This is a genomic window from Marinibacterium sp. SX1 (genome assembly GCF_050389775.1).
Lineage (GTDB): Bacteria > Pseudomonadota > Alphaproteobacteria > Rhodobacterales > Rhodobacteraceae > Marinibacterium.
In genome coordinates this window covers 2,496,223-2,510,799 of the sequence record NZ_CP177144.1, presented here as the reverse complement: position 1 = coordinate 2,510,799, position 14,577 = coordinate 2,496,223, and the positions used below count along the sequence as shown (strand labels likewise).

Genomic DNA, 14,577 nt, shown 5'->3' with positions numbered 1-14,577 from the left:
GACCACCCCTGCAGGATCAGGCCCATGTCCGACGAAGAAGACGACATCATCCTCTCCGAACTCGATGACGAGGAACTCGTCCAGCAGATGTTCGACGATCTCTATGACGGTCTCAAGGACGAGATCGAGGAAGGGGTGAACATCCTGCTTGACCGCGGCTGGGCGCCCTATCGCGTGCTGACCGAGGCATTGGTCGGCGGGATGACGATCGTGGGCCACGATTTCCGCGATGGCATCCTCTTCGTGCCCGAAGTGCTGCTGGCGGCCAACGCGATGAAGGGCGGCATGGCCATCCTCAAGCCGCTGCTGGCCGAGACCGGCGCGCCGCGCATGGGCAAGATGGTGATCGGCACGGTCAAGGGCGACATCCACGACATCGGCAAGAACCTGGTGTCGATGATGATGGAAGGCGCGGGTTTCGAGGTTGTCGACCTGGGCATCAACAATGCCGTCGAGGCCTATCTCGAAGCGATTGCCACCGAAGAGCCCGACATCCTGGGCATGTCCGCCCTGCTGACGACAACGATGCCCTACATGAAGGTCGTGATCGACACGATGAAGGAACAGGGCATCCGCGACGATTACATCGTGCTGGTCGGCGGCGCGCCCCTGAACGAGGAATTCGGCCGGGCGATCGGGGCGGATGCCTATTGCCGCGACGCCGCCGTGGCGGTGGAAACGGCCAAGGACTTCATCGCCCGCAAGCACAACCAGATGGCCGCAAGCTGACGACGCAGGGCGGCCCGCCGCCCTGCTCCGGCGCTCACCCCAGGCGGAACCGGCGCAGGACGGCGACCAGGACAATGCCGTAGAGCACATGGCCGATCAGCGCGACCCAGGTGATGCCGGTGAAATCGAGGAAGAAGGGCAGACCGGCAATGGCCGTGATGCCGCCGATGGCAAAGACCCAAAGCGCCAGGCCATAGAGCGCGGCCGGCAGGATCCAGGGCCCGCCCGCCCCGATCACCGCGCGCCAGGCCGGGCGGAAAACCAGCAACCAGCCCAGCGGATAGCCCAGCAGGCCGACCAGGTAGAAATGCACGAAATACCCTGCGAAATCTCCGTTGGGCAGGCCGAACCTGCCCAGCAGGCTGCGGGCCAGCCCATGGGGCGACAGCGTGGCCCAGCCCAGCCCGGGGCTCAGGATCTGGCCCCAGAGATCAAAAGCCATGGTTGCCACCGCCCCGGCGACAAACATCGCTCCGAGGGTGGCGCCATTGGCGGGTGGCAGGCGGCGCGACGACGTGGCGGCGGTATCGGACATGTGCAACACTCCTGGCATGTCTGCGGGTCTGACAGCGATCTGGGCCCGCCACCGCGCCACGCAAGCATTGCAACATCCGCCGCACGCAGAGGTCAGAATTGTGTCAGCCCCGGCCCGCCCCAGTGACATCGCCCTGCCCGGCCCCGATGCCCTGACCACGGATGGCATGGACCCGACACACCGGGGTCGCATCCTGCTGCTGGCCTGCGGCGCGCTGGCGCGCGAGATCCTTGACCTCATCGCGCTGAATGGCTGGACGCATCTCGACCTGGCCTGTCTGCCGGCCATCCTGCACAACCACCCCGATCGCATCCCCGCCGCCGTCGAAGAGGCCGTGGCCCACCACAGCGCGGCCTATGACAGGATCTTTGTCGTCTATGCCGATTGCGGCACGGGCGGCCAGCTGCGTGCGCTCTGCGACCGGCTCGGGCTCGACATGGTCGAAGGCCCCCATTGCTACAGCTTCTTCGAAGGCAATGCCCGCTTTGCCGAACGCGCCCAGGACGAGTTCACCGCCTTCTACCTGACCGATTTCCTTGTCCGCCAGTTCGATGCCTTTGTCTGGCGCCCTCTCGGGCTGGATCGCCATCCCGAGCTGCGCGACATGTATTTCGGCCATTACACCAAGCTGGTCTACCAGGCCCAGACCGACGATCCCGCCCTAGCCGCCCGCGCCGCCGATTGCGCCGCCCGGCTTGGCCTGGCCTTCGAACATCGCTTTACCGGATATGGTGATCTGGCCCCGGCCCTGGCCCGGCTCTGACCGCGCCCTTGCCGATCGGCAGGCTCCACGGCGCGATCAGAGCCGGGTATTTGGACCAAGAAGAAGCTGCAGGTTGCGCGCCACGTCCTGCTTCTTTCTCTTTGAAAGTATTCCCGGGGGAGTCCTCGTTTACGAGGACGGGGGCAGCGCCCCCTCAGGCGGCGGCCGCCACGCTGCGGATCCGTTCGATCATCGCGCGCAGCCCGTTCGACCGTTGCGAGGACAGGTTCTCGTCGAGTTCCAGCCGGGCCAGTTCGGCCCTGGCATCGACCTGGCCGACCTCGGCCACCGGCAGCCCGTTGTAGAGCGCGCGCAGAACGGCGATCAGACCGCGCACGATCATCGCGTCGCTGTCCCCGTCGAAGCGAAAGATCCCGTCTTCGATCACCGGGTGCAGCCAGACCTGGCTGGCGCAGCCGTCGACCTTGGTCGCCGGCACCTTCAGCGCCTCGTCCAGCGGGTCCATCGCCTTGCCCTGTTCGATGACATGGCGATAGCGGTCTTCCCAGTCTTCGAGGAACTCGAAATCTTCGACAATCGCTTCAAAGGCTTGCGCCGCCATATCCCGTTCCCCTTCTGTCATGGGCCTGCCCGACCCCTAAGCCCGGCCTGCCCGGCTGTCCAGCCCCTGCCCCCTCACCTTTGCCTGCCCGGCCCCGCCGCCCCACGCGCCGTCTTGACGCTTTTCAACGCCCGGCGGATGCGCTAGGTCCGAAAACGCAACGAGCAGAGGACCTGACATGACACGACCGGCCGCGCGGATGATCACGCTTGGGCTCCTTGTGGCCACAATGGGGCTTGGCGCTTGTTCGGGCTGGCGCGACAGCGGGGCGAACCCGTCGAACTGGTTTGGCCGGTCGCGCGCCGCCGAGGTCAGCCCCGAGGCCGTGGCCACCGATGTGAACCCGTTGCTGCCCGAAAGCGCGGCCGATTTCATCGCCGGCAACCAGAAGGCCGTCGAAGGCGTGACCATCGACCAGATCGTCTCGCTGGAAATCGAACGCACCATCGAAGGGGCGATCATCCGCGTGGCCGGGCTGGCCACCCGCGAGGGCGCCTATGACGCCCGGCTGATCCCCGACACGATCGACGAAGAACCCGAAGACGGCGTCCTGGCCTATCGTTTCGTGGTCAAGTACCCGGTCGAAGGCACGCCCCGGGGCACCGAGGCCACGCGCACCATTTCCGTCGCGCGCAGCGTGACCTCGCAGCATCTCGATGCCGCCCGGGTCATCCGCGTGACCGGCACCCAGAACGCCCGCGAATCGCGGCGGCGCTGAGCCGGCCCACCAGGGACACGAAAAAAGGGGGCCGCGGCCCCCTTTTGCATTTCTGCCCCGTGGTCTGGCCCGGGATGATTGCTTATCCGCCCGGCCATCCGACCCGGGATCAGCGCGACAATTCGACGATATCCACCGCCTCGCCCCGCGCGGCCAGGGCGATTTCCCCCTGGCACAGCCGCAGCGCATCGGCGCCAAACACGTCCCGCCGCCAGCCGCGCAGCGACGGCACGTCGCGCTGGCCGGCCGCGATGGCGTCCAGCTCGGCCGCCGGGGCGATCAGCCGGGGCGCCACGTTCGAATCCTCGCTCTTGGCCTTGAGCAGTACGCGCAGCAGGTCGGCCAGCGCCGGGTTGACCTGAAGCTTTTCCCGGCTGCGGTCGGGCACGGGCAAATCGCCCTGGTCCATCGACACGCCGCGTTCGACCGCCGCCAGGATGCCATCGGCAATGGCGCCCTTGCGCGCCTCACGCAGCAACAGACGCGACCGGCCCAGGTCCTGCATCGTCCGGGGCTTGGTCGAGGCCAGCTCGATCAGCGCGTCATCCTTGTAGACCCGGCTGCGCGGCACGTCGTTCGACTGGGCATAGCCCTCGCGGAAAGCGGCCAGTTCGCGCACGATGCCCAGGAAACGCGGCGAATTGGTCCGCGTCTTGATCCGCTGCCAGGCCGTGGCCGGATCGACCTCGTAGGTCTCGGGATTGGTCAGGATCTGCAGCTCTTCCTCGACCCAGACGGTGCGTTTCGAGCGGACCAGTTCAGCCTGCAGGAATTCGTAGATCTGGCGCAGATGGGTGACATCGGCCAGGGCATAGGTCTTCTGGGCATCGCTCAGCGGCCGGCGCGACCAGTCGGTAAAGCGCGAGGTCTTGTCCAGCGGCTGCCGGCAGATCTTGCGCACCAGGGTTTCATAGCCCACCTGTTCGCCAAAGCCGCAGACCATCGCCGCGACCTGGGTATCGAAGAGCGGCGTCGGAAAGAGCCCGGCCGCCACCCAGAAGATCTCAAGATCCTGGCGCGCGGCGTGGAACACCTTGACCACCGAGGTATCGCGGAACAGCGTGTAGAGCGGTTCCAGGTCCATGCCCTCGACCAGCGGATCGACCAGCACGGCGCTGTCCTCGCCGCCGCCCGGATGGGCCAGCTGGATCAGGCAGAGCTTGGAATAATAGGTGCGTTCCCGCAGGAATTCCGTGTCGACGGTAACGTAGGGATGTTCGGCAGCCGCCGCGCAGAATGCCGCCAGCTCGTCAGGCTTCGTGATTGTCTTCATTCGCGATGGGTCTTCTTTGTTCTTGTTCTGGGCCCGGTTCTTGTTCTTTGCCCGGTCGGCCTCCCGGACAGGACTGTCCCCAACCGCCGATAGTCATAGGACATTCCCGGCCCTTTGAAAAGCGTCCGCCCCGCCGTGCCGCCCGCGATCGCCGCCCGACCCTGCGTCGCCGCGCCCCGGGCGGGCGCCCTGCCCCTAGGGCAGGCGCACAGGCGTCGTGTCGCCGCCGGCGAAACGGCGCAGCACATCGGTGTAGAGCCGGTGTTCCCACAGGTGCAGACGACCGGCCAGATCCTCGGCCGTGTCGCCGGGATGGATCGGCAGGTGCACCTGCCCCAGGATCGGCCCGTCGTCCAGCGCGGCCGTCACCACGTGGACCGTCGCGCCGAACTCGGTATCACCCGCCGCCAGCGCCCGGGCATAGGTGTCCAGGCCACGGTGACGCGGCAGCAGCGAGGGATGCACGTTCAGCACCCGGCCGTCCCAGCGGGTCACGAAGCCTTCGGTCAACACGCGCATGAATCCGGCCAGGCAGATGATGTCGGGCCGGGCTTCTTCCAGAACCGCCGTCAGCGCGGTTTCAAAGGCCGCCCGGTCGCCGGCGAAGGGCCGGTGATCGACCACCGCCGTGGGCACGCCCCGGGCCTGGGCCTTGTCCAGCCCGCCGGCGCCGGGCCGGTTGGACACGACCAGCACGGGCCGGGCCGGATGGTCGCCGGTCATGCTGTCGACCAGCGCGGCCATGTTCGACCCGCTGCCCGACAGCAGGATGGCAACGCGCTTGTGGCTCATGCCAGCGCGCCGCTGTAGCGGATGCCCGCCCCGTCCTCGACCTGGCCGATGCGGAACACCCGCTCGCCCGCGGCGTCCAGCGCCTGGGCCAGGGCCTCGGCCCGGTCTGCCGCCACCACCAGCACCATGCCGATGCCGCAATTGAACGTCTTGAGCATCTCGCCCTCGGCAATGCCCCCGGCGCGCTGCATCCAGCCAAAGACCGGCGGCAGCGTCCAGCTGCCCAGCTCGATCGACGCGCCCAGCCCCTCGGGCAGGATGCGCGGCAGGTTCTCGGTCAGCCCGCCGCCGGTGATATGCGCCAGCCCGTGCACCCCGCCCAGGCGGATCGCGTCGAGGCATGGCCGCACGTAGACCCGCGTCGGCGCCAGCAGCGCCGCGCCCAGGGCGCCCTCGCCGAACGGGCAATCGGCGGCCCAGTCCAGCCCCTCGGCCTCGACGATGCGCCGGACCAGCGAATAGCCGTTGGAATGCACCCCGTCGCTGGCCAGCCCCAGCAGCACGTCGCCCGCCGCCACGCCGGCCGGCAGCGCCTGTCCGCGTTCCATCGCGCCCACGGCAAAGCCCGCCAGGTCGAAATCGCCGGCCGGGTACATGCCCGGCATTTCGGCCGTCTCGCCCCCGATCAGCGCCGCGCCGGCCTGGCGGCAGCCCTCGGCAATGCCCTCGACGATGCGCGCCGCGCTCTCGGTCTCGAGCTTGCCGGTCGCGAAGTAATCCAGGAAGAACAGCGGCTCGGCGCCCTGGCAGACCAGGTCGTTGACGCACATGGCCACCAGGTCGATGCCCACGCCATCGACCTCGCCGGTATCGATGGCGATGCGCAGCTTGGTGCCCACCCCGTCGGTCGCGGCCACGAGGATCGGGTCGTCATAGCCGGCGGCCTTCAGATCGAAGAGCGCGCCGAACCCGCCCAGGCCAGACATCACGCCCGCCCGGTCGGTCGAGGCGGCCGCCGGTTTGATCCGGTCCACCAGCGCATTGCCCGCATCGATATCGACGCCGGCCTCGGCATAGGTCATTCCGTTCTTGCGCTCGTCCTTGCCTTCGCTCATCGCGGCTCTCCCGGCCCCTGGCCCCTGGGTTGTCAGATCTTCCGCGCGGCCTAGTCGATTGGCCGCGCGCATGCAATGCCAAGGCTTGACCCCGGCCCCGATCATGATAGGCAGATTGGCCTTAGGCGGGCCTGTAGCTCAATTGGTTAGAGCAGAGCGCTCATAACGCTTTGGTTGCGGGTTCAAGTCCTGCCGGGCCTACCAGAAAACCGCCTATTCAGCTGAAAACAAACGATTGTCTCACGGCTGCCTCTAACGGATGCCGCCGCATTGCCCGGGCCGATTGCATCGCGCGCCCCCCATGCAGCCCTGCCCCGTCCGCCATTTGGCGCAGCGTCTGGCGCAATACCCACCAAAAGCGCCCGTTCGGCCGAGGAATCGCCGTCGCCGGTGAGCACATGCCCACCCTACGGGTCCTCGCCATCGGCCGGTCTGTCCGCCACTGCCCCGCCCGCCCACCCCGTCCTCAACCGCCCCGCGCCCGGCGTCGGGCATGCACGATCCGCCCGGCCTGGGCCATCGTGATCTCGACCGCGCCGAACAGCACGGCCATCCGCCGGCGATGGACGGGAATGTCGAAATGCTCGTGGATCGTGCCGGGCTTCTGGATCCATTTGTGGTCCATCCCGATCCGGTCGGCCATGGCCAGCAGCTCTTCGGTGCTGTCGGCCAGCATGTGGCACATCCGGTACGGCCCGAACCGGCCCATCTCGCTCAGATGCATGTCGTCGACATAGACCGCCATGGCCCGGCCCTACCTCGCGATGACGATCTCGGCCAGCAGCCCGCCCAGGCGCGGGCTTTCGTCCAGCCGCAGCGCCCCGCCATGGGCCCGGGCGATATCCATCGCGATGGCCAGCCCCAGCCCGACCCCCGAGCCGCGGTTCTGGTTGCGCGCCGGATCGAGCCGCGAAAAGGCCTTGACCGCCTCGTCCCGCGCCGCCGGCGGGATGCCCGGCCCGTCGTCCTCGACCCGGATGCGCAGCGAGCCGGCCAGCAGCCGCACCGACACCTCGGCATGATCGCCGTAGCGCACGGCATTGCCGATCAGGTTCTCCACCGCCCGCCGGATCGCCACCGGCCGCAGCATGACCCGCCCCTCGCCTTCCGGCGCGCACAGCGTGACCGGGCTGCCGGCCCGCCGGGCGTCCTCGACGATGCGCCCGATCAGCGCATGGGGGTCCAGCATCTCGGGCTCGCTTTCCTGGGCACCTTTGGCGAAATCGAGGAAGGCATCGATCAGCGCCTCCATCTCGCGCACGTCGCCCAGCAGCTGCTCGGCCTCCTCGTCCTCCATCATCGACAGGCCCAGCTTCAGCCGGGTCAGCGGCGTGCGCAGGTCATGGCTGACCCCCGACAGCATCAGCGTGCGCTGTTCGATATGCCGTTCGATCCGGTGGCGCATGTCGACAAAGGCCCGCCCGGCCGCCCGCACCTCGATCGACCCGCCGGGGTGGTAATCGACATGCTGGCCGCGACCAAAGGCCGTGGCCGCCCGGGCCAGCCGGGCGATGGGCCGCAGCTGGTTGCGCAGGTACAAAAACGCCACGGCCGTCATCAGCGCGCCGAAGAACACCATGTTGACCAGCAGCTGGTGCGGCGCCGAGGCCGACACCCGGTTGCGGTCAAAGGTGATTTCCAGCGGCCCGTTGGGCGTGGGATAGAACACCGTCACAACCCGCGGCTGGGCCAGCAGGATCGGCCCGGCCTGGGGCAGCGCCTCGCGCACCGTGTTGCGCATGACGATGCCCGAGAAATCGTACCAGTACCGGCTGTCCGTGGCCGGGATCTCGTCGGGCCCGACGAAGCGCAGGTCGAAATCCAGCACCTCGGCCGTCGGCCCCATGCGCACCAGGGCCATGGCCGAGCTGTCGGCCGCCGATGCCTGCCCGATGATCAGCTGCAGTTCACGAATGACCGTGTGGGTCATCTGCGTCGTGACATCTTCGAAGTGACGCTGGATAAAGATCACCGAGACGACCAGCTGCAACAGCACGACCGGCAGGACGAGGATCAGCGCCGCCCGTCCGTAAAGCCCTCGGGGCATGTAATGTTTGAGGCGCAGGGCGGTCATGGCCAGAGCCTATCCGCCCGCGAAGACGTAAGAAAGGCCCAACGACCTTGTCCAGCGACACATCCGCCCTGAAATGGCCCGATGATTTCAACCCGCCGGTCGGCACCGCCCAGGAGCTGCAGCCCGGCCTGCGCCGGATCCTGGCCGACAACCCCTCGCCCATGACCTACCGGGGCACCAACACCTACCTGCTGGGCAACAGCGACCTGGCCGTGATCGACCCGGGCCCCGACGCGCCCGGCCATCTCGATGCCATCCTGGCCGCCGTCGGCCCCGGCCAGCGCATCAGCCACATCGTGATCACCCATTCCCACCGCGATCATTCCACCCTGGCCGTCCCCCTGGCCCGGGCCACCGGCGCACCTGTCCTGGCCTTTGGTGATGCCACCGCCGGGCGCAGCGCCATCATGGCGGACCTGGCCGCCTCGGGCCTTGGCGGCGGTGGCGAAGGCCTGGATGCGGGTTTCGTACCCGACGTGACCCTGGCCGACGGCGCGCTGATCGAAGGCGCCGGCTGGACGCTCGAGGTCATCCACACGCCGGGCCACCTGGGCAACCACATCTCGCTGGCCCTGGGCGATGCCTGCCTGACGGGCGATCATGTCATGGGCTGGGCCAGTTCCATCGTCTCGCCTCCCGATGGCGATGTCGGCGATTTCATGGCCTCCTGCACGCGGCTCAAGTCCCGCGACTGGCGGGTGTTCTACCCAGGCCACGGCGCGCCGGTGACCGATCCGGCCGGGCGGCTCGACTGGCTGATGGACCACCGGCGCAAACGCGAATCCGCGATCCTCGGCGCCCTGGCCTTCAGCGCCGCCACGCCCCAGGTCCTGGCCGCCCGGATCTACACCGAAACGCCCCGGCGCATGCTGGGCATGGCCACGCGCAATGTCTTCGCCCATCTCGTGGATCTCAAGCAGAGACAGCTGATCACCCATGACGGGCCGCTGTCGGAAACCGCCGTTTTCCGGCGGCTCTGACAGCCCCCGGCCCGCGCCTTGCCCGAGGTTTGCGGCGCTGATTGCGGGGCCATTTCCGGCTCCTGCCAGGTTGCCCCGACGTCGGCCAAAAATTTTGCGAAGGGGCGCCAAAATCCTCTGGACGCCCCCAATGGCCATTGCTATACGGCGCAGACCGTTCCGGCGTAGCTCAGCGGTAGAGCAGTTGACTGTTAATCAATTGGTCGTAGGTTCGATCCCTACCGCCGGAGCCATAAACCTCAAGTGGCTGAAAAGCAACGACTTCTCCAGAGGAGTCGAAGCTCAGACCTAGTTGGCACGACTCCTGTCTCTTTGCTTGGCACATTTGCTGGCACAAGGAGTCGGAGCGCTGCGCATCCACCAGTCCAATCAACCCCATCTCGAATACCGCCCCACCGGCTTTCACTGGCGTCGGCGCTGGCCCCAACGCTTGTGCTCCGACCAGCTGGCAAACCCCTTGAGGAAATCGCCACTCCTGTTTCCGCTTCGAACGCATCTCCCGTCCGAAGCGAAGGTGTTGGCCCAGAGATTGACCTTTCTGACCGACATCGCCTTCGCCCGCAGGACGGAGATGACGATGGCGATCGAGCCGCAGATCATGGCAAGCTATCTTGAGGGGCTCGGGCGCTTCCTCGTGGAGTCGGCTCACGCCGCGCGCGAGGTCGCACCGCAACTCACCGCCGAGGCCGCCGCCTACGAGGCTGCCTGCTCCCAGGCCGCCATCGACGCGCTGCGTCGCACCCTGTCCCTACGGGACAGGGAGAAGGCACGCCAGCCGCTTCGGGACGTCGCCCAACGGCTCGGCCTCGCGCTCGATGAAACCGACACGGACTGGCCGCGCCGGGCCTACCACGCCCTCCGTGTCATGCTCGACGCCGCGGAAGAGAACATGCGTCGAAACGCCGGTATTTTCGACGAGCCAAGCCCGTTCTTTCGCTCCACACGCGCGTCCGATTCCAGCACCCTGCTTGTCCGTCGTCAGATGATTTGGGACACGAGGGCCTGATCGAGAACGGAGGGCCTGGCTCGTTGTGGTTTCAGTCTATGCCGCGGTCTGGCGATGCAGCAAGCGGCGCTTCTCGATGGTTTTGGCTTTGATCTCCTTTCGTGTTTTCAGAATAGCTTCGGCCCTGCCGAGATAGACGTCGGCGGGCGCGAGGTTGCCCAGGCTCTCGTGGTAGCGGTGATGGTTGTAGTGGTCGATGAAGTCGCCGATCGCCTGTTCCAGAGCGCCGGGCAGGTAATAGTTCTCGAGCAAGATGCGGTTCTTGAGGGTCTGGTGCCAGCGCTCGATCTTGCCCTGGGTCTGAGGGTGGCGAGGAGCGCCCCGGACGTGATCCATGCCCTCGTCAGCAAGCCAGTCGGCCAGTTCCCCGGAGATGTAACTGCTGCCATTGTCGCTCAGCAGCCGAGGCCGGTGGGCGACTGTGGCCCGATCACAGCCCGAGGCGACCAGAGCATCTTCCAGCGTCGCGGTCACGTCCGACGCCTTCATCGTCGTGCAGAGCCGCCAGGCGATGACGTAGCGGCTGTAATCATCGAGGATGGTAGAGAGGTAGAACCAGCCCCAGCCGATGACCTTCAGGTAGGTGAAGTCGGTTTGCCAGAGCTGGTTCGGTCGGGTCGTCTTCTCGTGGAACTCCTCTGCTGCCTTGATGATCACGAAGGCCGGACTGGTGACCAGGCCATGCGCCTTCAGAACCCTGTAGACGCTGGCTTCCGACACGAAGTAACGCTGAGTGTCGGTGAAGCGGGCGGCGAGCTCCCGGGGTGACAGCTCGGGCTGCTCGAGGGCCAGATCGACGACCTGCTTGCGCACCTTGTCTGGGATCCGGTTCCAGACCCGCGCAGGGCGCGAGGGCCGGTCTGCGAGCCCGGCGGCGCCAAGCGACAAATAGCGGTCATACCAGCGGTAGAAGGTCGTGCGCGGGATGCCCAACATGTCCAGCGTCCGCTTCGCCGGCAGGTGCGATTGCTCCACCTGCCGGATGATCTCGAGCTTCTCGGAGGCGGGATATCTCATTCCTCGTCGCCCCCATCCCCGAGCATGCTTTTTTTGAGCAGGCGGTTCTCCAAGGTGAGATCGGCCACCGCCTCTTTCAGCGCCGACGCTTCCTGCCGCAGATCTTTGACCTCGGGGCTGGTGGCCTGGCGCGCGGTATCGCCCGCGAGCCGCTTCTTGCCGGCCTCGAGGAACTCTTTTGACCAGCTATAGTAGAGGCTCGTGGCGATCCCCTCACGCCGGCACAGTTCGGCAATGCTGTCCTCCCCGCGCAGCCCTTCAAGGACGATGCGGATCTTCTCTTCGGCGGAATGGTGCTTCCGCGCGCGCCGGCGGATGTCCTTCACCATCGACTCCGCCGTCGGCTTCGCTGTTCCGGGTTTCTGTCTCATCTCCACTCCTTGGTGGTTACGATGAGCCAGAAACCCTCCGTTACAAAGTCAACTCAGATGTCCCAGGGGCGCTGACGGGGGACATCCGTCGGGGTCATACCAAAAGGGTCTCGCGAGTGCGCGCGAGAAATGGCGCGCGCTGAAGACCCGTCACACTCTTCTCGATGCACTGGTTCGCTTCGAACTGACGGAAGACCAGTTTATCGACCTGATCTCAGAACTTGACCGAGTGGGCCGCGGCATCAGTGCGACGATGTCCGAAATTATCGAGAATCCTTACCTGCTTTGTGAACAGGACTGCGGCACCAACTTTTCGGCGGCCATAGCGATAGAGGTTATCGACCAGGGTGTCCGCCCCGAGGGAGCTGCGCGTGCGTTTGGTGATCCGTGGGAGATGGCGCAAGACGATAAGAGACGGGTCCGTGCCGTTGCCAATGCCGTGCTGAACCAGGCTGCGGCGGAAGGTCATAGCTTTCTGCCGATGGCGAGCATGATTGAAAGGGTTCGGGGATTTTTTCCCGAGCGACGGGTCTGCCGCCCAGATGAAGAGGTTGTGCTGGGGCAAGAAGAATTTTACGAATCTGTCCTCACTTTCGACGAAATCGAGGAAGTGCCTGTAGTGGCTTTGAGTTCATTGCGGCAGCGTGAGAGCGATGTGTCGTCTGTCTTTCAGACAATGATACGAAAATCATATGATGACGCGCCGAAAATCGATTGGGCGGCGCGTCTACTGAAAGATCTCGGTGAGCCAGAAACGCAGCGTCAGAGCGACGCGCTCAACGAAAAAACGGTCGCACTTGAGCGACTTTATCGAAATCGCATCTCGGTGCTGACCGGCGGCGCCGGAACCGGGAAGACGAGGGCGCTAAAGATTTTCGTGGACGCGTTGAACGAGATCGAACCCATGCGCCCGATTCTGCTGCTCGCGCCCACGGGCAAAGCGCGGGTTAGACTGGCCGAGAATACCAAGCGTCGTGCGCAGACGATCCACCAGGTTCTCAGCAAGCAGAAGCTGATCGGGCCTGGATTCTCCCTTTTGACGCGAACCAATGAACCGCCACAGAAGGCTACCACCGTGATCGTTGATGAGGCATCCATGCCGTCGGTCGATCTGTTGGCAAGCCTGCTCAAGGCCGTGGATGTGAATGCAATCAAACGGCTGATATTCGTCGGTGATCCATTCCAGTTGCCACCGATCGGTCCAGGACGCCCCTTTGCCGAACTGATCGAAGAATTACGCCGTGCGCGACCCGACGCCATCGGTGAGCTGTATACCTGCATGCGCATCTTGGAAGTAGATGGCGCCACCATGGTAAGTCCCGGGCTCGAACTCGCGGCGACCTATCGCAACGAGGCTGCTCCGGACGACGATGCAATCTTGTCGCAACTGGCCTCAGGCGAGGCCCTGGGTGACGTAGAGATCGCCGTATGGAAGGACCGTGACGCTCTCCGCGATCTGATCAAAGAGAAGCTCAAAGCCCATCTGAATATCGGTGCCGGAGATTACGAATCGTTCAACCGCTCGCTGGGCTTCGACACCGAGCACTGGAAAGATGCCGAGAACTGGCAGATCCTCACCCCGACTCGCCAGGACGCCTTCGGAACGACGGAACTCAATCGACAGATCCAGGGCGAGTTTCGCGGCGCCATGCAAAAATATGCCCGCAACCCATGGAAGAGAATGCCACGGCCGTTCGGTCAGGAGGAAATCGTCCGCGGCGACAAGGTTATCAACGTCATCAATGACCGTGCCTATTGCAGCCCAGCAGAGAAAGGACTGAGTTACCTCGCCAACGGTGAGATCGGGATGGCTAGCAGCGCCTACAACAAGGGTGGCGTTGACAGGCTTTGTATCGGTTTCTCTTCCCAAGACCAGACGGTGTATTTCTTCAAGCGCGGCGAAATTGAGGAACGGCTGGAGCTGGCATACGCCCTGACGGTCCACAAAGCACAGGGCAGTGACTTTGATCTTGTATTCTTGGTTCTGCCGCAGGAGGCGCGCACCCTTTCTCGGGAGCTTCTCTATACGGCTCTGACCCGTTTCAGAAAGCAACTCGTTATCCTGGTAGAGCGCGACATCACGCCGCTTCTGCGGCTACGCGCGGCGAATGCCTCCGATGCGCGGCGGCGGTGCTCTCGGTTGTTCGCACCGCATATTCCCGGAGCGATCCTGCCTAAAGAAGATCCTCGAACGCCAATTTATGCCGATCGGCTGAAGCACCGCACCGGGGAAGGCGTCAAAGTGCGCTCGAAAAGTGAAGTGATCGTAGCCTACGTTCTCGAAAAGCTTGGGTTGAGCCCGGAATACGAAGTTCCACTCTACGCCACCAATGGAAATGCCAATGATTTTCGCCTCCCCGATTTCACGATAAGCCATGAAGGAGACACATGGTATTGGGAGCATCTGGGCATGCTCCATATTCCTAAATATGCTGCCAGCTGGAAAGAGAAACAGGCTTGGTATCAGAGAAACGGATACGCAGACCGTGTCATAACATCCCGGGATGGGCCGGACGGTGAGATACATGCCGACGAGATTGAACGAATTGCGCGGGAAACTCTTCTCGGCATAGACGCATAGGAATATCTTCGTTCGTGCCGAATGTGTCAGTTCATGCAAAAATAGAGCCAATCGGCCCCTTTCTGGTCAAAGATCACAGCGGCGCCGCTCACGTCTTCTGATCCTGACCAAGCGGTTTCCA

14 protein-coding genes and 2 tRNA genes are annotated in these 14,577 nt (G+C 65.1%); 8 read left to right on the top strand and 8 right to left on the bottom strand.

Going from position 1 to position 14,577, the window contains the following annotated elements:
- The first annotated feature begins 24 nt into the window (after positions 1-24).
- Positions 25-729: a corrinoid protein gene (locus ACK3BB_RS11245; RefSeq protein WP_428924737.1), complete on the top strand. Its 705-nt coding sequence runs from the start codon at positions 25-27 to the stop codon at positions 727-729.
- A 34-nt stretch (positions 730-763) separates the two neighbouring features.
- Here ACK3BB_RS11245 and ACK3BB_RS11240 read toward each other — a convergent pair whose 3' ends face one another.
- Positions 764-1,264 carry a hypothetical protein gene (locus ACK3BB_RS11240; protein WP_428924736.1) on the bottom strand — a complete coding sequence of 167 codons (501 nt, stop codon included), beginning with the start codon at positions 1,262-1,264 and terminating at the stop codon, positions 764-766.
- 166 nt (positions 1,265-1,430) lie between these two features.
- On the opposite strand from ACK3BB_RS11240, the gene ACK3BB_RS11235 reads away from it, so the two are divergent.
- Positions 1,431-2,027, top strand: coding sequence for a DUF1638 domain-containing protein (locus ACK3BB_RS11235; RefSeq protein ID WP_428928726.1), 597 nt, complete (start codon positions 1,431-1,433; stop codon positions 2,025-2,027).
- Positions 2,028-2,181: 154 nt separating this feature from the next.
- On the opposite strand, the gene ACK3BB_RS11230 is transcribed toward ACK3BB_RS11235, so the two are convergent.
- Positions 2,182-2,589: a SufE family protein gene (locus ACK3BB_RS11230; protein ID WP_428924735.1), complete on the bottom strand. Its 408-nt coding sequence runs from the start codon at positions 2,587-2,589 to the stop codon at positions 2,182-2,184.
- Between the two features lie 178 nt (positions 2,590-2,767).
- On the opposite strand from ACK3BB_RS11230, the gene ACK3BB_RS11225 reads away from it, so the two are divergent.
- Positions 2,768-3,307 carry a hypothetical protein gene (locus tag ACK3BB_RS11225; RefSeq protein WP_428924734.1) on the top strand — a complete coding sequence of 180 codons (540 nt, stop codon included), beginning with the start codon at positions 2,768-2,770 and terminating at the stop codon, positions 3,305-3,307.
- Between the two features lie 109 nt (positions 3,308-3,416).
- Here the strand turns inward: ACK3BB_RS11225 and rnd are convergent, their stop codons facing one another.
- The 3 genes from rnd to purM all read right to left on the bottom strand — a co-directional run bounded on the left by rnd (position 3,417) and on the right by purM (position 6,427).
- The gene (gene rnd, locus ACK3BB_RS11220; protein ID WP_428924733.1) at positions 3,417-4,580 is read right to left on the bottom strand and encodes a ribonuclease D; all 1,164 of its coding nucleotides are present in this window, start codon (positions 4,578-4,580) and stop codon (positions 3,417-3,419) included.
- Positions 4,581-4,775: 195 nt separating this feature from the next.
- A complete protein-coding gene (gene purN / locus ACK3BB_RS11215) occupies positions 4,776-5,372 on the bottom strand; it encodes a phosphoribosylglycinamide formyltransferase (protein ID WP_428924732.1) in 597 nt (198 codons plus the stop codon).
- Entirely contained in the window at positions 5,369-6,427 is a 1,059-nt protein-coding gene (purM, locus tag ACK3BB_RS11210; RefSeq protein ID WP_428924731.1) for a phosphoribosylformylglycinamidine cyclo-ligase, read from the bottom strand. Before purM ends, purN begins: the two co-directional genes overlap by 4 nt.
- A 127-nt stretch (positions 6,428-6,554) precedes the next feature.
- Between purM and ACK3BB_RS11205 the strand changes: the two genes are divergently transcribed.
- Positions 6,555-6,631 (top strand) — tRNA-Ile (locus tag ACK3BB_RS11205).
- 262 nt (positions 6,632-6,893) lie between these two features.
- Here ACK3BB_RS11205 and ACK3BB_RS11200 read toward each other — a convergent pair.
- Positions 6,894-7,172 (bottom strand): DUF4031 domain-containing protein, encoded by a 279-nt coding sequence (locus ACK3BB_RS11200; protein WP_428924730.1) that lies wholly within the window; start codon positions 7,170-7,172, stop codon positions 6,894-6,896.
- 9 nt (positions 7,173-7,181) lie between these two features.
- Entirely contained in the window at positions 7,182-8,501 is a 1,320-nt protein-coding gene (locus ACK3BB_RS11195) for an ATP-binding protein (protein WP_428924729.1), read from the bottom strand.
- A gap of 68 nt (positions 8,502-8,569) precedes the next feature.
- Between ACK3BB_RS11195 and ACK3BB_RS11190 the strand changes: the two genes are divergently transcribed.
- The 3 genes from ACK3BB_RS11190 (at position 8,570) to ACK3BB_RS11180 (ending at position 10,487) form a co-directional block, all read left to right on the top strand.
- The gene (locus tag ACK3BB_RS11190; RefSeq protein ID WP_428928725.1) at positions 8,570-9,481 is read left to right on the top strand and encodes an MBL fold metallo-hydrolase; all 912 of its coding nucleotides are present in this window, start codon (positions 8,570-8,572) and stop codon (positions 9,479-9,481) included.
- A gap of 158 nt (positions 9,482-9,639) precedes the next feature.
- Positions 9,640-9,714 (top strand) — tRNA-Asn (locus ACK3BB_RS11185).
- 296 nt (positions 9,715-10,010) lie between these two features.
- Positions 10,011-10,487, top strand: coding sequence for a hypothetical protein (locus tag ACK3BB_RS11180; RefSeq protein WP_428924728.1), 477 nt, complete (start codon positions 10,011-10,013; stop codon positions 10,485-10,487).
- Positions 10,488-10,523: 36 nt separating this feature from the next.
- Here ACK3BB_RS11180 and ACK3BB_RS11175 read toward each other — a convergent pair.
- A protein-coding gene (locus ACK3BB_RS11175) for an IS3 family transposase (RefSeq protein ID WP_428924727.1) occupies positions 10,524-11,875 on the bottom strand; the annotation gives its coding sequence in 2 pieces (ribosomal slippage) (positions 10,524-11,539 and positions 11,539-11,875; 1,353 coding nt in all).
- Between the two features lie 229 nt (positions 11,876-12,104).
- Here ACK3BB_RS11175 and ACK3BB_RS11170 point away from each other — a divergent pair.
- Positions 12,105-14,456 (top strand): AAA family ATPase, encoded by a 2,352-nt coding sequence (locus tag ACK3BB_RS11170; protein WP_428924726.1) that lies wholly within the window; start codon positions 12,105-12,107, stop codon positions 14,454-14,456.
- Positions 14,457-14,577: the final 121 nt, after the last annotated feature.